This window comes from Chitinophaga rhizophila (assembly GCF_019492185.1).
GTDB lineage: Bacteria > Bacteroidota > Bacteroidia > Chitinophagales > Chitinophagaceae > Chitinophaga > Chitinophaga rhizophila.
In genome coordinates this window covers 386,266-406,627 of record NZ_JAICCF010000006.1, presented here as the reverse complement: position 1 = coordinate 406,627, position 20,362 = coordinate 386,266, and the positions used below count along the sequence as shown (strand labels likewise).

General features: G+C 47.1%; 13 protein-coding genes. 9 read left to right on the top strand and 4 right to left on the bottom strand.

Annotation, left to right across the window (positions count from 1 at the left end; all coding sequences use genetic code 11):
* Window positions 1–435: 435 nt before the first annotated feature.
* The 9 genes from K1Y79_RS28150 (at window position 436) to K1Y79_RS28110 (ending at window position 14,571) form a co-directional block, all read left to right on the top strand.
* On the top strand, window positions 436–2,727 hold the full coding sequence (locus K1Y79_RS28150) for a TonB-dependent receptor (protein ID WP_220253556.1): 2,292 nt from the start codon (window positions 436–438) through the stop codon (window positions 2,725–2,727).
* Window positions 2,728–2,771: 44 nt separating this feature from the next.
* Window positions 2,772–3,182 (top strand): thioredoxin family protein, encoded by a 411-nt coding sequence (locus tag K1Y79_RS28145; RefSeq protein WP_220253555.1) that lies wholly within the window; start codon window positions 2,772–2,774, stop codon window positions 3,180–3,182.
* 174 nt (window positions 3,183–3,356) lie between these two features.
* Window positions 3,357–5,630: a tetratricopeptide repeat protein gene (locus K1Y79_RS28140; RefSeq protein ID WP_220253554.1), complete on the top strand. Its 2,274-nt coding sequence runs from the start codon at window positions 3,357–3,359 to the stop codon at window positions 5,628–5,630.
* A 183-nt stretch (window positions 5,631–5,813) separates the two neighbouring features.
* Window positions 5,814–8,129 carry a histidine kinase dimerization/phosphoacceptor domain -containing protein gene (locus K1Y79_RS28135; protein WP_220253553.1) on the top strand — a complete coding sequence of 772 codons (2,316 nt, stop codon included), beginning with the start codon at window positions 5,814–5,816 and terminating at the stop codon, window positions 8,127–8,129.
* 315 nt (window positions 8,130–8,444) lie between these two features.
* On the top strand, window positions 8,445–10,763 hold the full coding sequence (locus tag K1Y79_RS28130; RefSeq protein ID WP_220253552.1) for a histidine kinase dimerization/phosphoacceptor domain -containing protein: 2,319 nt from the start codon (window positions 8,445–8,447) through the stop codon (window positions 10,761–10,763).
* 450 nt (window positions 10,764–11,213) lie between these two features.
* Entirely contained in the window at window positions 11,214–12,623 is a 1,410-nt protein-coding gene (locus K1Y79_RS28125; protein WP_220253551.1) for a sigma-54-dependent transcriptional regulator, read from the top strand.
* Between the two features lie 508 nt (window positions 12,624–13,131).
* Window positions 13,132–13,617: a hypothetical protein gene (locus tag K1Y79_RS28120; RefSeq protein WP_220253550.1), complete on the top strand. Its 486-nt coding sequence runs from the start codon at window positions 13,132–13,134 to the stop codon at window positions 13,615–13,617.
* A 136-nt stretch (window positions 13,618–13,753) separates the two neighbouring features.
* The gene (locus K1Y79_RS28115) at window positions 13,754–14,050 is read left to right on the top strand and encodes a hypothetical protein (RefSeq protein ID WP_220253549.1); all 297 of its coding nucleotides are present in this window, start codon (window positions 13,754–13,756) and stop codon (window positions 14,048–14,050) included.
* A gap of 164 nt (window positions 14,051–14,214) precedes the next feature.
* Complete coding sequence (locus tag K1Y79_RS28110; RefSeq protein ID WP_220253548.1) at window positions 14,215–14,571, top strand: hypothetical protein; 357 nt, start codon at window positions 14,215–14,217, stop codon at window positions 14,569–14,571.
* Here the strand turns inward: K1Y79_RS28110 and K1Y79_RS28105 are convergent, their stop codons facing one another.
* The 4 genes from K1Y79_RS28105 to K1Y79_RS28090 all read right to left on the bottom strand — a co-directional run bounded on the left by K1Y79_RS28105 (window position 14,572) and on the right by K1Y79_RS28090 (window position 20,271).
* Window positions 14,572–15,642 (bottom strand): ATP-grasp domain-containing protein, encoded by a 1,071-nt coding sequence (locus K1Y79_RS28105; RefSeq protein WP_220253547.1) that lies wholly within the window; start codon window positions 15,640–15,642, stop codon window positions 14,572–14,574.
* A gap of 68 nt (window positions 15,643–15,710) precedes the next feature.
* The gene (locus tag K1Y79_RS28100; protein ID WP_220253546.1) at window positions 15,711–16,463 is read right to left on the bottom strand and encodes a hypothetical protein; all 753 of its coding nucleotides are present in this window, start codon (window positions 16,461–16,463) and stop codon (window positions 15,711–15,713) included.
* A gap of 85 nt (window positions 16,464–16,548) precedes the next feature.
* A complete protein-coding gene (locus K1Y79_RS28095; protein WP_236059894.1) occupies window positions 16,549–17,790 on the bottom strand; it encodes a multidrug effflux MFS transporter in 1,242 nt (413 codons plus the stop codon).
* A gap of 57 nt (window positions 17,791–17,847) precedes the next feature.
* A complete protein-coding gene (locus K1Y79_RS28090; RefSeq protein WP_220253545.1) occupies window positions 17,848–20,271 on the bottom strand; it encodes a PAS domain-containing sensor histidine kinase in 2,424 nt (807 codons plus the stop codon).
* Window positions 20,272–20,362: the final 91 nt, after the last annotated feature.

Below are 20,362 nucleotides of genomic sequence, written 5' to 3'. Positions count from 1 at the left end.
CTCCGCCCGCTCCGGCTGTGCCCTCCGCCCGCTCCGGCTGTGCCCTCCGCCCGCTCCGGCTGTGCCCTCCGCCCGCTCCGGCTGTGCCCTCCGCCCGCTCCGGCTGTGCCCTCCGCCCGCTCCGGCTGTGCCCTCCGCTCGCTCCGGCTCTTTACTCCGCCCGCTCCGGCTCTTTACTCCGCCCGCTCCGGCTCTGCTCTCTGCCCGCTCCGGCTCTGCTCTCTGCCCGCTCCGGCTCTGCTCTCCGCCCGCTCCGGCTCTGCTCTCCGCCCGCTCCGGCTCTGCTCTCCGCCCACCCCGGCTCTGCTCTCCTTAAAATCACCCTCCCTTCGCACAAATTTTCTCATTTTATTAACTTAAGCAGTGTAACTTTTTAAATAATTAATTAGATTTGTCTAAACTATTAATTTAGACAAGACTAAATAATGACAAGAAATGATCCGCATTTTTACTTTAGCTTATATTAAAATATATATACTTTCATCGTTTGTTGTCCTCTCCGCTTCGCAGGACAGTAAAGCTCAATCCGCCACCGGATCACTGACAGGCCACGTCCTCGCAGACGGTCAGCCACTCCCTACCGCCAGCGTCGTACTCATAGAAATTAAAAACGGTAAAGCCACCGACACTACCGGCTACTTCAATATTACCAACATACAACCCGGTACTTACACCCTCAAAGCCGCCGCTATCGGATACTCCTCCTTCTCCCGTAAGGTGACCATACAGGCAGGCCGTACGACCAATGTCCAGATTAAATTGCAACAAGACGTTACCAAACTCAATGATGTTGTCGTTACCGGTACCCTCAAACCGGTCAGCCGTGCCGAAAGTCCGGTGCCTGTAGAAGTCTATACGCCTAAATACTTTCAGAAGAACCCCTCACCCTCCCTGTTCGAATCAATCGGTATGGTGAATGGTGTTCGCCCACAAATGAACTGTAACGTCTGCAATACCGGCGATATCCATATCAACGGTATGGAAGGCCCCTACACCATGATCCTGATAGATGGTATGCCTATCGTCAGCGCATTGTCTACCGTCTACGGACTCAGTGGCATCCCTATGAGCATGGTGGAACGTATTGAAGTAGTGAAAGGGCCTGGCTCCTCGCTGTACGGCTCTGAAGCAATGGGTGGCCTGGTGAATGTTATTACTAAAAACCCGGTGAACGCTCCGCTGGTAAGCGCTGACATATACGGTACCACTTGGGGGGAATATAACGTGGATGCTGCGTTGAAAATAAAAGCCGGTAACGCCCAGGGCCTCGCTGGTATCAGCTACTTTAACTACCAGCACCCAAGAGATAATAACAAGGACGGATTTACCGACGTCACGGTACAAAACAGGGTTTCTGTGTTCAACAAGTGGAGCTTCCGGCGGAAAGAAAACCGGCAGGCAAGTATTGCCGCCAGATATGTATACGAAGACCGCTGGGGTGGCGATATGCGATGGAATAAATCCTGGCGCGGCAGTGATAGCATCTATGGTGAAAGTATCTATACCAAACGCGTGGAAGCTATCGGTATGTACCAGCTGCCGGTAAAAGAGAAAATCCTGCTTCAGGTATCTTACAACCGCCATGAACAAGATTCCTATTACGGCTTCACTCCTTATAAAGCCCAGCAGCATGTAGGTTTCGCACAGGTCTATTGGGATAAAAAGCTGGGTAAAAACCACGACCTGCTCACGGGAGCCTCCTACCGCTATACCTGGTATGATGATAATACCCCCGGCACACTCTCCGAAGATGGTAAAGTCAATATGCCTGCTAAAACACCATTGCCAGGTGTGTTTGTCCAGGATGAATGGGCGCTCGCCGGCAAACATAAACTGCTGCTCGGATATCGCTATGATTACGATAAATATCATGGTAGTATTCACTCGCCCAGAATCGCTTATAAATGGTCTCCTGATACTGACAATACCCTGCGTGCCAGCTTCGGAACAGGCTTCCGCGTCGTGAATCTCTTTACAGAAGATCATGCTGCACTCACAGGCTCCCGCCAGGTGGTGATTGCTGAAGCCCTGAAACCGGAGAAGTCATACAACGCTAACCTGAACTATGTGTTGAAGATTCCAATGAATAACGCGTTCCTGAACCTTGACGCTACCGGCTTCTATTCCTATTTTACCAATAAAATTACCGGTGATTTTGACACCGATCCTAATAAGATTATTTACGATAATCTGCGCGGCCACGCTGTATCCCGGGGTGTTTCTGTCAATGTAGACGCTTCCTTTGCCTTTCCGCTGAAGATCCTGGCGGGATTTACCTACCTCGATGTATTCCAGGTGGATGAAGATGCCGCCGGTATCCCGCAGAGAAGCAGACAGGTATATGCGCCTGAATGGGCAGGTACATTTACCATAGGCTATAGCTTCCCGCACAACTTCGGGATTGACCTTACCGGTAACTGGAACGGCCCGATGCGATTACCCGTTCAACACAATGACTTCAGACCGGATTACTCTCCCTGGTTCCTGCTGGCGAATGTGCAGATCACTAAGAAGTTTGCTAAAAGATGGGAAGTGTACGGGGGTGTTAAAAACCTGTTGAACTACGTGCCTAAATACGCACTGATGAGAGCTTTTGATCCATTTGATAAATATGTCAACGATCCGGTGAATAATCCTAATGGATACACCTTCGATACGGAATATAACTATGCTCCACTACAAGGGGCAAGAGGATTTCTTGGAATGCGGTTCAATCTCTACCAATGATCAACCGCCTGCTGTTCATCACATGTTTGATATCCTTTATACTGATGCCAATACCGGTCCTTGGGCAACAAGGGCCGGTTACCTTTACTCAGCTGCAGGATAGTATGCAATCACATCCCCGGCGGATTGTAATTGAGATATATACGGACTGGTGCAGCTATTGCAGAATGCAGGATATACAGATCAGAAAAACGCCGGCCCTGCAGCAACTGCTCAATGAAAAGTACTATTTCATCCGGTTAAATGCAGAAGATCCTACTCCACTCACTTTGAATGATACTACCTATACCTTTATACGCCAGGGCAATCAGGGCATACATGCACTTGCAGCCAGGCTGATACCGCCGCCTGTTGCCTATCCTGCCTGGGTGGTACTGGATACCTCCTACCAGGTACAGAAGTATTATACAGGCTTTCTGAAATCCCGGGACCTGCTGTTGTGGCTCGGTAACTAATCACCCTTCCCCCTCTGCCCACAGGTAGTACACAGGGCTACTACGGCATTTACGCCCTGCCCGTGGCTCAATTATCGATTCTCTTGTACATATCATCGCTGCCGCAAACATTATTTAAAACAATGTCGGATACTTGTACTTCGCCTTGACTGCAGGGATTTTAAATGTTGATTTATGAACAGGCTATTGCTGGTCTTCCATTACATGCTGCTGGGCATACTCCCCTGTACGGCCTTTCAGCGCGTCGATTTGCCTGTTCCTGCATTGCAACAAGCACTTACAGACTGTAATACCGACACCGGAAAGACCCGCCTGACGCTGCTGTTGGCAGAAGCCTTCGTTGGCCGTCCGGGTATTGCTCCGGCTGACTGGGACAGTACCATGATGTATCTTAAGCTGGCAACGCTGTATAATATCCGTATAAAGCATCCCCGCTGGGAAGCACGCTCCAGCTTTATCTATTCAAAAGCATACCGGGAGAAAGGAATGCGCGAAAAAGGGATGGCCGCTATTTTACATGCACATCATACGCTGCTTAAACTGGACTATCCACAGGACCTGGGCGATGTGTTGATGGAACAGGCCAATTATTACAATATAGACATTGAGGCGGAACTGAAAGAAAGGATATCGTTGTACGGCAAGGCCGCTCAGCAATATCACCATGCCGGCGATATGCCCGATGAAGCATATGCCCTTAAAATGCTGGGGGATTGCTACCATTGCTGGGGGAAATATGACGAAGCGCTCCTTAACCTGAATAAGACGCTCGCATTATATAAAAGGATGGGACGCAAAGATATCCAGGGCCTGTATGACCTCCTTGGTACAATCGCCACCGGTAAAGGCGATTATAGCCTGGGACTGACCTACGGACTACAAGCGCTTCGTATTGCAGAAGAACAACGGGATACCTCTATGCAGTTATGCACTATCTATAACCGGCTCAGTATTACGCTCTATGAACTCGGAGATTGTAAACAGGCCATTGATTGTGCCATGAAGTCGCTGAATATTGCTACCAGGTACAATGACACGCCTTCTATTGTTGTTATCAGTACTAACTTCGTTCCTATCTATCTCAGGAACAATGAACCAGAAAAGGCGCTGGACCTGATGCACAAGGTGATCTCCCTCTACCGGGATCCTGTCTCCAAAGATCAGATCTGGATATCCACCAATATGGTGAAATGCTACGTACAGATGAAACAGTATGATAAGGCGGCTACGTTCATCCCCGGACTGCTTGCACTCTCTGCTAAGATGTCTAAGTACAACTATTACCAGACTTCCATCTACGGTACACTTGTACGTTATTATCTTAACACAGCACAGTATGAAAAGGCAGTAAAATATTGCGCCTTGCAGGCGGATGTTTGTCAGCGGATAGGCCAGATCAATGCCATGTCGCTTAACTACCTTTGCTGGTACCGCGCCGACTCTGCCCTGGGAAATTATGCTGCCGCTATTAAACATTTTAAGGCTTATAAGGTAGTCAATGACTCGATGTTTAAAGTGTCAAAAGCCGGTGAAATAGCGAGATTGCAAGTGCAATATGATTTCGATCAGAAGGACAAAGACATCACACTGAAACAACAGAATATAGAATTGCTTACCCGTGAAGGGCTGCTACAACGTGCGGCATTGAAAGAGGCTATGCTCACACGGAACATTATCATCTTCGGCGCTTTTATGCTGTTGTTACTGCTGATATTAAGTTACAACCGCTACCAGCTGAAACAGGAAAGTAACAGGAAGCTCCAGGTAAAGCAGGACGAGATCTTCCAGCAGAACCAATCCTTACAACAGTTGATCGTTACGCAGGATAAGCTGCTGGAAGAGAAAGAGTGGCTTGTCAAAGAGATACATCACCGCGTCAGGAATAACCTTCAGATAGTTATGAGCCTCCTGAATACGCAGGCGGCCTACCTGAATGATGCGGATGCTCTGGAAGCAATCAGTGAAAGCCGGTACCGTATGCAGGCTATTTCGTTGATTCACCAGAAGCTTTACCTGCCGGGAAACATGGCCCTGATTGATATGCAGACTTATATCCGCGAGCATACCGCCTATCTGAACGATGATTTCGGGGGATTGCAGCACATCTACTTTGACCTGGATATCGCTCCGGTAAAACTTGATGTCTCACAGGCCGTGCCCGTAGCGCTGATTCTGAATGAAGCACTGACAAATGCTATTAAATATGCTTTCAGACAACAGGACAATGGTACGGTCAGTATTTCGTTGCAGTATACGTCACATGCCCATCTGCTGCTGACCATTGCTGACAACGGCGCGGGGTTCCCTGCGGGATTCGATATAGCTGCGAATGGTGCTATGGGCATCCGGTTGATGGAGACACTCTCCGAACAACTGGAAGGGGTCTTGCATATCCTTTCCCGGGAGGGGATTTCTGTACAGGTATCGTTTCCGCAGCAATTGAGCTGATCGGGCCCTTATGCGTTGATAGATAGTGGAAAAAGACGTACTTTTACGCAGATTTCAACCGACTATGCCGGCGATTATTATACCGGATTTACATCATGCAAACACCAGTGAACAGAGGAAAACAAGCCTTTGTGCAGTTAGAGCAATGCTGCCAACCGGGAGAGATATACTAAAATAAGATTTATGAACAGGTTATTGTTGCTGATCTGTTGTGTGATATTTTACGTCCTGCCATGTCCGGCACAGGAAATGCCACCAACCGAACATGCAGCGCTAAATGTATTGTTAGTAAAAGATAAGCTGAACGAAGAAGATATTAAGATACTTTCAGACTGGGGCCAACACTACATCAACCGGCCAGGAATACAGCAACAGGATATAGATAGTGCACGCTTATGCGCTAACAGGATACTTAAGTCAGGTATCACACAGCGGATTGAAAAATGGCAGGGAGCTGCCTGTATGATCTATTCCCAGATTTATAGGGAAACAGACGAGAAGACCAGAGGCCGTGACTATGCAGAAAAGGCCAGGAAGATGTTTGAACATGCCGGCCAGGACGAGCAGCTGGGAGACGCCTATGTTGAATTATCCAGGTACATCTCTTACGAAGATGAAGAATACCTGCCCGAGGCTATCAGCTACCAGGAAAAGGCCGTAGCCCTATACGGCAAAGCCGGTAGTGACCTTAAACAGGCAGAAACGCTGGTCCTGCTGGCTGACTATGTCATCGGTGTACCCGATATGTATAAGGCTATCAGGTTATTACATCAGGCAGAAGCTATCTATAAGCGCATTGGTTATAAAAAGCCTGGCAGGGCTTACGACCTCCTGGGTTTTGCCTATAAGGTTACAGGAGAGCATAATAAAGCGCTGGAGTATAACCTGCTGGCACTGAAAGAAATAGAGGCGCTCCGCGATACAACGCAGGCCTTGTCTACATGCTATAATGGGTTGGGTATGCTGTATTACGAGATGGAAGAATTTACCAAGTCGGTAGATGCTTTCAATAAAGCCTTCTTCATTGCTTCCAGGCTGAAAGATACTGTCTCTATGCAGTACATCGCCGCTAATACCGCCAACTCTAATATCCGGATGAAGAACGGGCGGGAAGCGCTCAGAATACTCAAAGGAATGGAGGCAGATTTCCCTCCTGCAAAGGGCAGTACCCTGCGTACAATGTATGCTGCAATGGTCCACGCCTACCTCTCTTTCAACAATACCACCGGTGCCATTCCCTATGTGCGGAAGCTGGAAGAGCTAATCAGAAATACCGGCTATGAAGATATATCCAGGTTTTATGCACTGACGCCGGTAGCAACCTTTTATTTCGATACCAGGCAGTATGAGAAGGCTCTGAAGGCGTGTGAGAATATAGAGCATATCACCAGGAAGTATAGTATGCTTGCTGAAATGTCCCGCAATTACAAAATGTGGTATAAGGTAGATTCTGTGATGGGCAACTATCCTGCTGCTATTAAGCATTTCCAGGACTATAAGCTATATAGCGACTCATTGTTCAGTCAGCGGAAATCCAACCAGATCAACCAGCTGCAGGTCAAATTTGATACGGAGCAGAAAGATAATGCGCTGAAGATGAAACAGCAAAGCATCGAACTGCTAACGAGAGACGGACAGCTGCAAAAAGCTGAATTGAAGCGTACCCGTTTAACCCGCAACGTCATCATCGCCGGAGCCGTGATGCTCATACTGCTGCTGTTACTAGGCTACAACCGCTATCAGCTGAGGCTACGCAATAACCGGCAGCTGAAGCAGCAACAGGACGAGATCAATCAGCAAAACCATTCCCTCCAGGCGCTCATCTCTTCACAGCATAAGCTGCTGGAAGAAAAAGAGTGGCTGATGAAAGAGATCCATCATAGAGTGAAGAATAACCTGCAGATAGTAATGAGCCTGCTCAATACACAGGCCGCCTTCCTGAATGATGCAGATGCACTCACTGCTATCCGGGAAAGCCGCTTCCGTATGCAGGCAATCTCTCTTATCCATCAGAAGCTGTACCAGTCAGAGAACATGGAACTGATTGACATGCCCGTATATATACACGACCTGGTTAGTAATCTGCGCGACGGGTTTTCTGTTAGCAGCAAAATCCGGTTTGATGTGCAGGTTGCTCCGGTACACCTCGACGTTTCCCAGGCTGTACCTATCGGCCTGATACTGAATGAAGCGATTACCAATGCTATCAAGTATGCATTTACCGGGCATGGTACTATCACTATTGCGCTGCAACGCTGCGATAACAACCAGTTAATGCTCATCATTGCAGATAATGGTCAGGGCTTTACTATCAACGAAAGTCGTGGTAACAGGAAATCCATGGGCATGACCCTGATGCATACATTAAGTGAACAGCTCGACGGTAAAATAGATATCCAACATAAAGATGGTGTACAGGTAACAATTACCTTCAACTATGACGAGGCCGGCCAGCCCCATGCAGCAGGCACTGTAAAAACAGCAGATAGCTACTATTGATACTGCTGTATGGAAACCTTAGGATAACTGCAATAACATATCTGAACAGAAGCGTCAGCCAGGCAGTTATATACAATAACATGCGTGTATATCCTTTGCTGTATGCGTTTATGTCAGATTAACAATTATGCATGGCAGTCTGTAAAGACTGAAAAAAGACAAGAAAAATATTGTATTTTCATCTCAACTTCTTAAAGACAAACCATTTCTTTTGAAAATTACTATGCTAACCAGCTGTACGTAGCTTGATATAGAGACAACATTAAAAGTAAGACCTCAGGAGTTGGGATAAGTTTTATTAAAAGTATTCAGTGTATGACAAGGCTATTAATGCTTTGCTATTGTATAATCGCGTGTATTTTCGTCTGCAATGCCCAGGAGCAGTCGCCGCCGCCGCATGCCATGCTGCAGCAATTACTAACTAAAGTATCTCCTGATACAGCAGATGTCCGTATCCTGAAACAGGCAGCAAATGCATTTATATTACGGCCAGGCAGTCTGCAAAGCGATATGGATAGCGCCATGCTTATTGCACAGCAGATACTGAAAGCAGGCATTCAGGCAAAAGATCAGGCATGGGAAGCCAATAGCTGTTTGCTGCTGTCAGCCATTTACCGGGAACAGTCAAATCCTAAGAAAGGAAAGGTATATATACAGAAGGCAGTCGCTCTGTTTACCCGCCTGCATTGCACGCAGGAGCTGGCAGAAAGCTATGTGGAGTTGTCACATTATTACAGCACAGATATTAAGGCAGAGTTACAGGAGAAGATCCGGAATCATAAACTGGCAGCTAAGCTGTTTGCCGAAGCCGGACAGAAGCGGAAGCAGGCACAGACGCTGCATACATTAGGTGACTACTATACCCTGTTGCCCGACTTACAGGAGGCAAAGGTAGTGTTGTTACAGGCGTTAAGCCTGTATCAGGAATCAGGCGTTAAATCGCTGCAAGGCGTATATGATCTGCTGGGAGTTGCCTATAATCAGCTCGGCGACCATAACAACGCATTGAAATACGGACTGTTGTCAGTGCGTACTGCTGAGACATTGAAAGACAGCAGTGAACAGTTATGCGCTACCTATAATAGGTTGGGCATGACTTACTTTGATATGGGGCATATAGAAGAATCGCTGAAATACTATCAGAAAGCCTGGCATGTGGCCGTAAAGCTGAAAGATACTATCTCTATACAGATACTTGCCTGCAACTTTGCCCATTCTGCACTCAAGATTAACAAAGTAGAAAGTGCCCTGCGCCTCCTCAAAGACGTCGAACGCCGCTATCCCCCACAACGCCTGGATACGAAGATATGGGTGTATTCCAGCATACTCGATTGCTATGTCATGCTACGGGAACTGGCACAGGTTCGCCCTTATGCACAGCAGCTGGAGACTTTAGGCAGCACGCTGGAAAGGGAAGACCCCATGCTGGAACATGTTAATGGGCCCCTTATCAAATACTACATTGCCGTCAATGAATATGGTAAAGCGCGTGACTATGCAGCAGCCATGGCCAGAATAGCTGCTAAACAAGGCCACCTCAGCGTGTTGGTAGGCAGTTATATGTACTGGTTCAAAGCAGACTCGGCCCTCGGCAACTTCCAGGATGCACTGCAGCATTACCAACTGTATAAGATATATAACGACTCATTGTTCAGTATCACAAAAAGCCGGCAGATCAATCAATTGCAGATACAGTTTGATACCGAACAAAAAGATCATACTCTTCGGCTGAAGCAGCAGAATATAGAACTGCTTACCAGAGAAGGGCAGTTGCAACAGGCTGCCCTGCATAAAGCCATGTTTACCAGAAATGTCATCATCATAGGTACCGTTATGCTGGTGCTGTTGCTCCTGCTGGGATACAGCCAGTACCGGCTTAAACTGCGTCATAACCACCAGCTGAAGGCACAGCAGGACGAGATCAATCAGCAGAACCTCGCCTTGCAAAAGCTGATCAGTTCACAACACAAGCTGCTGTCAGAAAAGGAATGGCTGCTGAAAGAGATCCATCATCGTGTAAAGAATAACTTACAGATAGTCATGAGCCTCCTGAATACGCAAGCCGCTTTCCTGCATGACCGGGATGCACTGAACGCGATCCGGGAAAGCCGTTCCCGCATGCATACAATCTCCCTCATTCACCAGAAGCTATATCAGTCAGACAATACCGCCCTGATAGACATGCCTGTATATATCCAGGACCTGGCCATCATCCTCAGAGATACGTTCTCTGGCAGCAACAGGATCCATCTGGACCTCCAGATAGCGCCCGTTGCGATGGATGTATCTCAGGCCGTGCCGTTAGGGCTGATCCTGAATGAGGCCATTACCAACGCGATGAAATACGCATTTACCGGCTATGGTACTATCATCGTTTCGTTGCAGCAAACCGGCACAGACCAGCTGACACTGATCGTTGCCGATAACGGCAAAGGATTTACAGATAGTGAACACGCTCCTGAAAAGCGGTCTATGGGATTAATGCTGATGCACATGCTGAGCGAACAGCTGGAAGGTGTACTGAATATCGAGAGCCGTAATGGCGTAGTTGTTACCGTCAGGTTTAAGCATGAAAACAAGCCTGCCGGAACGCTACAGGTTAAACCGGAACAACAGATGGCGGATTATGTGTGACGGAAAGCAGGATGGTTGAAAGTATAAACCGTGCCTTACCTTTGCAGTAACAGGAACAATGCTGCAGGTTGGTGCAGTAAGACGACCTACCCGGTCGTGTCGCCAGACCGCTGATAAGCGTCAGGTTTATGCATAGCATGAAGCTTATGTATTGTAGCATGTATTCTCAGTAGGTTGGAGAATGCAGCTTGAACATTACAAGCACTGACTATGGTCAACGGCATCTTCCAAATGCCGGCCACAGGTAACAGTCAGCAGCAGCCGGCGTACAGGATAGTGCCTTACCAGAGATGAGCGCTATAACAGGGATACAAGCCCTTACGGAATGACAGGAAGGCCGCCGCGCTGTAATGAATCAGGATGGCCTGACCGCCGTATGGATATTAAAACCACAACATATCAGGACTATAGCTCCTGACTTACTAATAACAGTAAAACAAACTGCTTCGTATGGAAGAAAAGATCATGATCGTAGAGGACGAGCTGATTGTCGCAGGTGATATAAGGCTTACGCTGGAGAGAGCAGGATACAAGGTGTCGGGTATAGCACGCTCTGTACACCGTGCGCAGGAGATGATTGCCGCCGACAGGCCCGATCTGGTGCTGCTGGATATTTACCTGAAAGGCGATCAGACGGGTATTGATCTGGCCGTAGAACTGAATAAGCATAACATACCCTTTGTATATCTTTCGGCCAATTGCAACCGCCAGGTGCTGGAAGCAGCCAAGGTAACCCAGCCCTATGGTTTCATAGTAAAGCCTTTCAGGGAAAAGGACCTGCTGGTCACGCTGGATATTGCCCGTTACCGCTATGAGCATCACCGGGTGCTGAAGGTCACTCCGGGTAGCGCCACTGCTGCACAACGCATCAAATTGCCCGCCTTACCGGCTACGCCGCCTATACCCAACTTTGAGGGAATCATTGGTGAGAGTCCCGCTATGCAGCAGGTATTTGAACTGATACGCCAGGTAGCGCCGCTGGATACCTCTGTGCTTGTACTGGGAGAAACAGGTACGGGCAAAGAAGGTGTGGCCAATTGTGTGCATAACCTCTCTGCCCGCAAGGCTAAGCCGTTTGTGAAAGTGAATTGTGCTGCGTTGCCTACTCACCTGATAGAGTCAGAGCTTTTTGGTCATGAGAAAGGCGCTTTCACTGGTGCACTGGAACGACGCATCGGTAAGTTTGAACGTGCTGACGGTGGTACTATCTTCCTCGACGAGATTGGGGATATGCCGGCCGATTTGCAGGTGAAGCTGTTAAGGGTATTGCAGGAGAAGGAAATAGAACGTATCGGTGGACATGGCCCCATTAAAGTGAATGTACGTATCATTGCCGCTACCAACCGGAACCTTGAAAAGGAAATCGCAGAAGGCCGATTCCGCCTCGATCTCTACTACAGATTACATGTCTTCCCTATCATGCTCTCTGCACTGCGCGAGCGCCGGGAGGATATACCTTTGCTCGTCAATCACTTTATCAGGTTGTATGCTGCCGCCAGCAATAAAGGCGTATCAGGTATGTCGCCCGTCGCATTGAAACAACTGATAGACTACAACTGGCCAGGCAATGTACGCGAACTGCAAAACCTTATAGAAAGAAGCGTATTGCTGGCAAGAGAAAATATAATAAAGGATGTAGCACTGCCGGCCAATACAAAGCGGGACAGTTCAGTAATGCCAGCTACTTCAGACATTAAAACAATCGTAGAATTAGAAAGAGAACACATCCTGACCGTCCTGAAGAAGTGTAATCACAAAATATCCGGTCCGGGCGGAGCCGCAGAGCTACTCAACCTGCCCCCGTCTACCCTGGCCTCCAAGATGAAAAAGCTCGGCATCGTAAAAAGACACACCTTATAAAGTTCTCCATAAAAAGTACAACAGAAGAGTTGATTGGGCAATTGACTTTCGAGCACTGTGTAAGTAGTTTTGTATCAGATTCAGCAAGCGAATAAACAAGAAGAAACAGACAGGAATACATGAGCAGAAGAGCTGCGGAAACAATGACAGGATAAGTGTAAAGATAATCGGCAACTAGTAGCTTATAAGGGATAACAGCAGTCTGCAGCCGATAGACAATTGTTCAAATGGCAAAGCACGTCAATCAACGGACAATAGCTTAATCGGACGTAGTAAATAATAGGACATACAACAATCCGTGTTTGGCTATGAACCGGCGTCAATCGACTACAGACTGCTTACTCTCTTGATGCAGAATCACAAGACTGGAAAAATATATCCTTCCTTTTATTCATACAGTGGAGCTTGATTGTTAATGGCCGTTTCTGTCCAGGAACGGTCCTTTTTTCATAGGGGCCGAAGGTGAGTGCTTCGTATATTTGCTGGTATAACCCACAAGCCCGTTTATATGGATGATAAGTCGATCATAGCCGACCAACTGAATGACCTGGAAGAATTGATGACACCGCGAAGGAAGGAATTACTGACCTGGTGGCTTAAGTTTTTCAGTTATATCTTTCTGCTGACCGGTGCCTTTGCCCTCTTTATTTATCCTTCAATGTTCCTCTTCGGACTTAATACACACCTCCAATTGTATGGACTGACTACAAGTAGTCGTACCTCCATACTCATGTTTATCATCATAGCGCTTTATGTACTCAAAGGAGCCGCTTCTTACGGTCTTCTGGCTGAGAAAGACTGGGGAGTAGATATTGCACTTGTAGATGGATGGGTAGGTATTCTGACATGTTCATTTGTTATTATCTACGATTACTTCGGCCCTTCACATGTATTTGCACCATTCCGGCTCGAACTGTTGTTTCTGATTGGTTATATAAGTAAGCTGATGAAAATCCGCGCCGACTGGAAAAGAGGCCGCGGAAGCGTTAAATAGTATCCATTCACTCAAACAGGGATCAGTGAAGTAACACTTCCTGAAGCCAGTATGTTCTCATTGCTTTGATGGAACAACGGCGACAGTCAGTAGCACTTCCTGCCTCCCTATTATTCACTGCTAATTATTATCTCACATGGAGCACCATTATGATACCGTCGCCAATGCAATCAATACCCTGAAAGGCCAGGGATTTACTGTTGATTTCAACCTGGAGGGTAACTACCTCGTTTGTCCGGGCAGCAAGCTCGCATTACAAGATTTTAATATCGTAGAAGTATACCGGTACGAGGGCAATACCGACCCCTCTGATGAAGCTGCGGTCTACGCTATTGAGTCTAATAATGGCATGAAAGGAGTACTGGTAACTGCTTATGGCCCCTCTGCCGACAGCCTTAGCGAGGCAATGCTGGAAAAGCTAAGGATAAGGTAGCCGCAACACTGCGTAGCTGTTTGTAGACAACTGTGGAGCTAGAAAAACCTCTAATTATGATATTATTTTATCTGTCTGGGTAACTATTTTACAATTATTTGGTATTATTAGTACATATGTGTGTATTGGTGTAATATTTGAAATTACTTTTAATCAATATATATATGTACGAATTATTACAGATAAGAACCCAGCTGGAAGCGCTTCAGTATCAGGATAAAAGTAGTCTATTCGAACTTAGAATGGCGCTGATGACTGCCGGAACCTTGCTGACCGCCAGACACCTGGAAAATCAGCGGGGTGAAAAAGATATGCTTACCTCCAAGCTATTATTGATGGCCTTCCGTAACATCCGCCATTACTATCACATATTGGAAACAACCAGGGAAGCCCACCGCGAAAGCTTCAGAAATATACAGGAACTAGCACTGCAGGACTTGGCCGCCTTGTACAGGAAACTGCGCAAAACAACGATTGTTGACATGCCGCAGCAACAGGCAGTGCTGAGCGTTGCCAGGTAATTATACCTTGATAAACCGCCACTGTTGCCGCAGCATGTTCTCAAGCAGGTCAGGAAATGACCAGCCTATTCTGCGGGCTGCCAGTGCCGACAAGCTGTCCTGATCCATTCTATGCGGGCGTGAAGCGCCAGTCATATTCGGTTTCATATTCAGATCAAACAGGAAATAGCGTCCCTGCTCATCTTGGCGACAGTCAATTCTTACAGGTGCTCTTGCTCCTACCAAAGCTGCCGCAGATTCACATTGTTTGCATAAGGTAATCACCGCCTGCGATTGCAGTACATCATCCTCCATCACTTTACTGTTATTAACAACAGCTACAGTACCATTATAAGGCGCTACGCCCTCCTCATGATTGAATCGTTCTACCGGTGGTAGACTCCAGTAATTGATCTTTTCCTGGCACACTCCCTTGATTACATATTTACCCGGCGGCATCACGGTGATCGTTACTTCTTTACCCGGAAGATACTTCTCTACATATACCGCACTACCAAATTTATCCGCTGAAAACATCTCGTCCAGTATCTCATCCAATTCCGTCTGCCTATATACTACTTTTACGCCTTCACTACCCCTGCCCCTTATCGGTTTTGCCACTGCCGGAAACGGAAAGTTCAACTGGTAGTCATGCAGATTATCCTTATTGATCAATATTGCCGGAGGAATAGGCAGGTTATTTCTTTGTAAGAGTTTATTGGTTGTCCATTTGTCGTCATACAGATCAGTATTGCGTGGCAGCTGCCCCACCGCTGCAATACCTTTCTTCAGAAAAGCTTCTACAGGGTGCCCGTTGTACAGAATCGTATTCAGCCATAAGACCTGTGCACCTTTGGCAAGTGCATGGCGTATACCCGCTTCAGTATCCGGAAATACCCAGTCCAGATCGATAGTTAACTGGGGATGGATAGCAGGAGTGCTGACCGGTACCTGTTTTTCCCTAAGTGCATAGGCAATGTCTGCGCCGCTGTCTGAGTAGCCCCCGGGTTTCATGGGCTTTAAAATGCCATTCCTGGCTGGTGGTTGCTGCGCCTGATAAAGTAAGGCTACGGGAGTACCGGTTACTGACATGGTCAACTATTTGAAATGTGAATGTAAAGAAAAATACAATCACCTGACAGCAGTGAGGGGCGCTAGTTTCAGGGTTGCGCCAGCCTTCTTTCCAGCCGCTCGTACCTTGCAGGCTGCACGAATACCAGGCTCGTATGATCACTGTACTTCACCAGCCGCTCCTTATACGCTGATGCCATCAATACTTTATTCAGTAACAGATAAATAGCATGATTATCAGGGGTACAACCGCTGGTATTCGAAAAGGTAACGGTATGTAATGTATTGTCCAGTTTAGCATAGATAGTGTACTTAATCTCCCGGTCAGATACTTGCTTAAACCCATGAAAAATCTCCAGCTGAATCTGATTATCTGCCAGTATATCCAGCATAGCTGTCATGATAAGATTCGTGTAATTCACCGGTTCTCCCAGGCATTCATTAGACAATGGCGCGAATACCTTATTGTGTGTGAGTATAGCTACTTCCTGCGATATTGCGGTCTTCTTCAGGTACTCGCCTGGCGGAATCAGCTTCTTCCTGAACGTCTCCATGTCATTCACGATATTGATATACTCCGGTATCGTATATCTTGCGGGAGAAAGTTCGCTGATGGGCTGTTCTGCTGCTGCGGATGAAGAATAAATGGCGGATAGCTGCTGTTCCCATATCTCGGCAGCACGTACTTTAAGTACATGAAACTCTTCTTCCGTTACCAGGTGACTGGCATACTTATAGTTCCCTATATCAACATTGATACGCAGGTCGAAATTCTTATTAGCAGAATGCCGGTTACAATGTATACTGATGATAGCGAGCAGGAATAAGCAGTAATTTTTCATAGGATATCTGGCTGGGGCTAAGATAAAAAAGAACGGCCATATCATCATGGCCGTTCATGTATAGTTATATCTGGAAAATTTACCGTTAATGCAACACCGCTGTGTCTGCGCCATCATGCAGGAAAACAGGATTGGTAATACGCAATCCGCCTACAAACAACGCGGTGACTGACAGGATAGCTGTTGCAGCCATCAGCATAGTCATAGGTACTGCGGATGTCACATCAAATAAACTGGCTACGGTAGATGCCAGGCCACCGATTCCCATCTGTAATGCGCCCATCAGTGCGGCTGCTGTACCGGCATTCTTCTTAAAAGGTGCGATACTGAGTGCAGATGCATTCGGATTGGCAAATCCGAGGCAGCTCAGGAAAAGAAACAGCATAATGATGGTACCAGTCAGTCCGAACCAACCCAGGTAAGTACCCAGGAAGAATATGATACCCAGTGCGGCCTGCGTAACCAGCGCAATACGGATAATCTGCTCACTGCGGAAGTAACGTAACGTCAGACTGTTTAACTGGCTGGACCCGATAAATCCTACAGACAATCCTGCGAATATCCACCCGAAATGCCTTTCTGATACATGGAAGATATCCATGAATACAACCGGAGACGAAGACACGTATACAAACAAGCCAGAGAAAGCAAAGGCACCTGTCAATGCATAGGTATAAAATTGTGGTTCCCGCATCACAGCCCAGAATCCGCTGATAATTGGTCCCGGTTTCAGTGACATTGAAGTATCCGGCTGATGACTTTCAGGCAGAAAGAAAAAGCAGGCGATCATCAGCAGTAATCCCATTCCTCCCAGTACAATAAATATGGCTTGCCAGTTGAAGGCGGTGGTGATATAACCACCAATTGTAGGTGCCAGCATAGGCGATGCACCTACTACCAGCATCAGTAGTGCAAACACTTTCGCGCTATCTTTTATCGGGAACAGGTCACGTACCATAGCCACAGATGCTACCGCAGCTGCGCAACTGCCGATGGCCTGTATAAACCGTAATGCCACAAATGCATCCAGCGTTCTGGCACCAATACATCCTGCAGAGGCGATGATATATATAACAAGCCCTACGTACAGTGGCTTTTTTCGGCCAAAACGGTCCAGCAGCGGTCCGTATAACAGCTGTCCGGCAGATATTCCAATAAAATAACTCGCCAGGGAAAGTCCGATCCTAGCGGTGGTCGTATGCAGATCTTCGGCTATCGCCTGATAACCGGATAGATACATGTCTATAGAAAATGGCCCTAAAGCAGTCATCGTTCCCAATATTAAAATAAGGGTCCAGTACCGCCGGGTGGTCATTTGAGCTTCCATTCAATCAGAATTTGAGTGTGTAAAGTTATTTAATCATATCGGGAAATCCCAATGTGCCTATCTGTGGACAGGCAGCAGGATGTGGAAGCTGGCGCCTTCATTTACAATGCCGCGTGCATAGATTTTCCCCTGGTGATTGCTGACTACCTTTTCACACAAGGCCAGTCCGATACCGGTACCGGAATACACCTCGCGCGTATGCAGGCGCTGAAATATGGTAAAGATCTTTTCTGCATGGCGTTGCTCGAAGCCGATGCCATTATCGCTGACAGTTATTTCATACCAGCTCCATGAAGCGTTCAGTTGCGGATAAGTAGAAATTTCTGCTGTAGAGACCGGGCGTCCCGTAATATGGATCTCTGGAGTGACATGCTGCCGGGAGAACTTAATAGCATTACCGATGAGGTTGAAGAAAAGTTGCCGTATTTGCAGGGGAACGGCTGCTATCTCCTGCAGTGGTGAGATATGTAAATTTACCTTTTTTTCTTTGATAGCCAATTCAAAATCTTCTGCAACATCTTCTATAATTGCATTGATATCCGTTGGTACGAAGGTATTGTTTGTTTTATCCAACCGGGAGAAATTCAGCAGGTCAGTAATCAGTGCCATCATCCTGTTCACAGATGCGTCAATTTTATCCAGGTATTTCCGGGTAAAATTATCCGGCGTAGTATCTGCCCGGTTCTGCAGGATGTCTGAAAAGATCTTGATCTTCCTTAGTGGTTCCTGCAGATCATGACTGGTCACATAGGCATACTGCTCCAGGTTATTATTGACCTTCTCCAGGTTCTTATTGGCTTCTTTCAATTCACTGTTGGCAATACTGAGTGCACGTGTTCTTTCATTTACCTTATGTTCCAGGTCGTGTTGCAGTTTTCGCTGTTCGGTGATATCCTGAGAGATCCCTACGATCATATATGGCTGCCCGGATCTGTCCAGAAATACTTTACCGGAAGTGTGCATAATGCGCTGTTCGCCGGTACGGAAATTTGTAATTCCGTATTCTATATCAACAATACCGTCCGATCCCGGCTGTAAGGCCCGCTCCAAAGCGGAGGTAACTACGCCCGGATCTGTTATGCAGGCGGTGGCCTGCTCAACGGTAATCGTCTCGCCCGGCAAGGTCCCGAACCATTGCTGTATACGTTCAGAAAGCATGGTTGTACGTGTCTGGAGGTCTATTTTCCAGTCTCCCAGCTTGGCTACTTCCATGGCATTCCGGAGATTTTCTTCTGCCTCTGCCAGGCGCTGTTTGGCCTTTACCTGCTCAGTTACTTCCATGGCGGTATTCATTACCGCATAGATCTCACCCTGCTCATTCCTGAGCGCCTTATAGGTAAAGTTATAGTAGGTAGGTGTCAGCACGCCATCTCTCATCAGCATCACTTTTTCTTCCACCGCTTCATAGGTCTCTCCGGTGTCATACACCCTGTCCAGGATCTGGAAGAAGGGTTGTCCTTCCAGTTCAGGTAGTGCCTCCCTGAAAGTCTTTCCTACCACGGAATCATCTTTTTCCCAGGCCTGTAAAATAGCGTCGTTAACGGTTTGTATCCGCAGTTCTTTACCAACGTATATACCAATCGGTGTCGGTGAATTAGCCACAAAGCTTTTAAACTGTTGTTCACTTTTCTCTGCACTTCGCCGTTGCAGCACTGACTGGGTCACATCCATCGCGTGCACCAGTATCTGGAACACCCTATCTTCAGCATCTTTGATAGGCTGATATACAAAGTTGAAGAATACAGGCTCCCTTTCTCCGGATCCGGTTTTGTCCAGTCCTACTTCTATCTCATAACCAATAAAAGGTTCGCCGGTACGGTATACCTCATCCAGCAGCTGATAAATGCCCTGATCTGCCAGTTCGGGCAGGGCTTCCCTTATAGGCTTGCCTATTATCTGCCGGTCGGAACCTATTGTCTGCATATATAGCTTATTCGCCAGTATATACACATGTTGGGGGCCACTCAATACGGCAATAACTGCCGGCGTATCCATCAGCAGCTGATAGAAGTTTTCCCGTTGTGCTGCAATTTCATCCTCTTTATTACTGGTGTAAGTCGGGATTGTACCTTCTGATTGTCCGCCCTGCGGATATTCCATCACCCGGACAATCATTCGCGCCAGCAACTGAAAAAAATGTTCAGCGCCGGCTGATAGTTGTTTGCCGGAATGATTGGTAATATTTAAATATCCGAGGATGTTACCTTGTTTTCCTGTAAGCGCAACCTGACAGGTAGTATTATCCGGCTGTTCATATGCCGGTGCAGTTATAGCAATACTGATGCGCAGCCCCTCCTCCAGACCGTAAGCCCATGCACAAATGTGGTGGAGTATTTCCTGCCGGGGAATGTTTGCTCCCAACATTTCCATAACTTCCAGTTGGTATTGTACCAACATTTCCAGCCATACCGCATCTGCGGTACCTGTATTTTGCCTATCGTGATGATTGGAGGAAATTGACTCATTGACATTACTGCTCATAGTATCAGGAACGTGACTTGGCGTGTCCGTGAATTAAAGATACAGGAAAATTACTGGCATTACTATTGTCTGAAGCAACAACAACTTATCA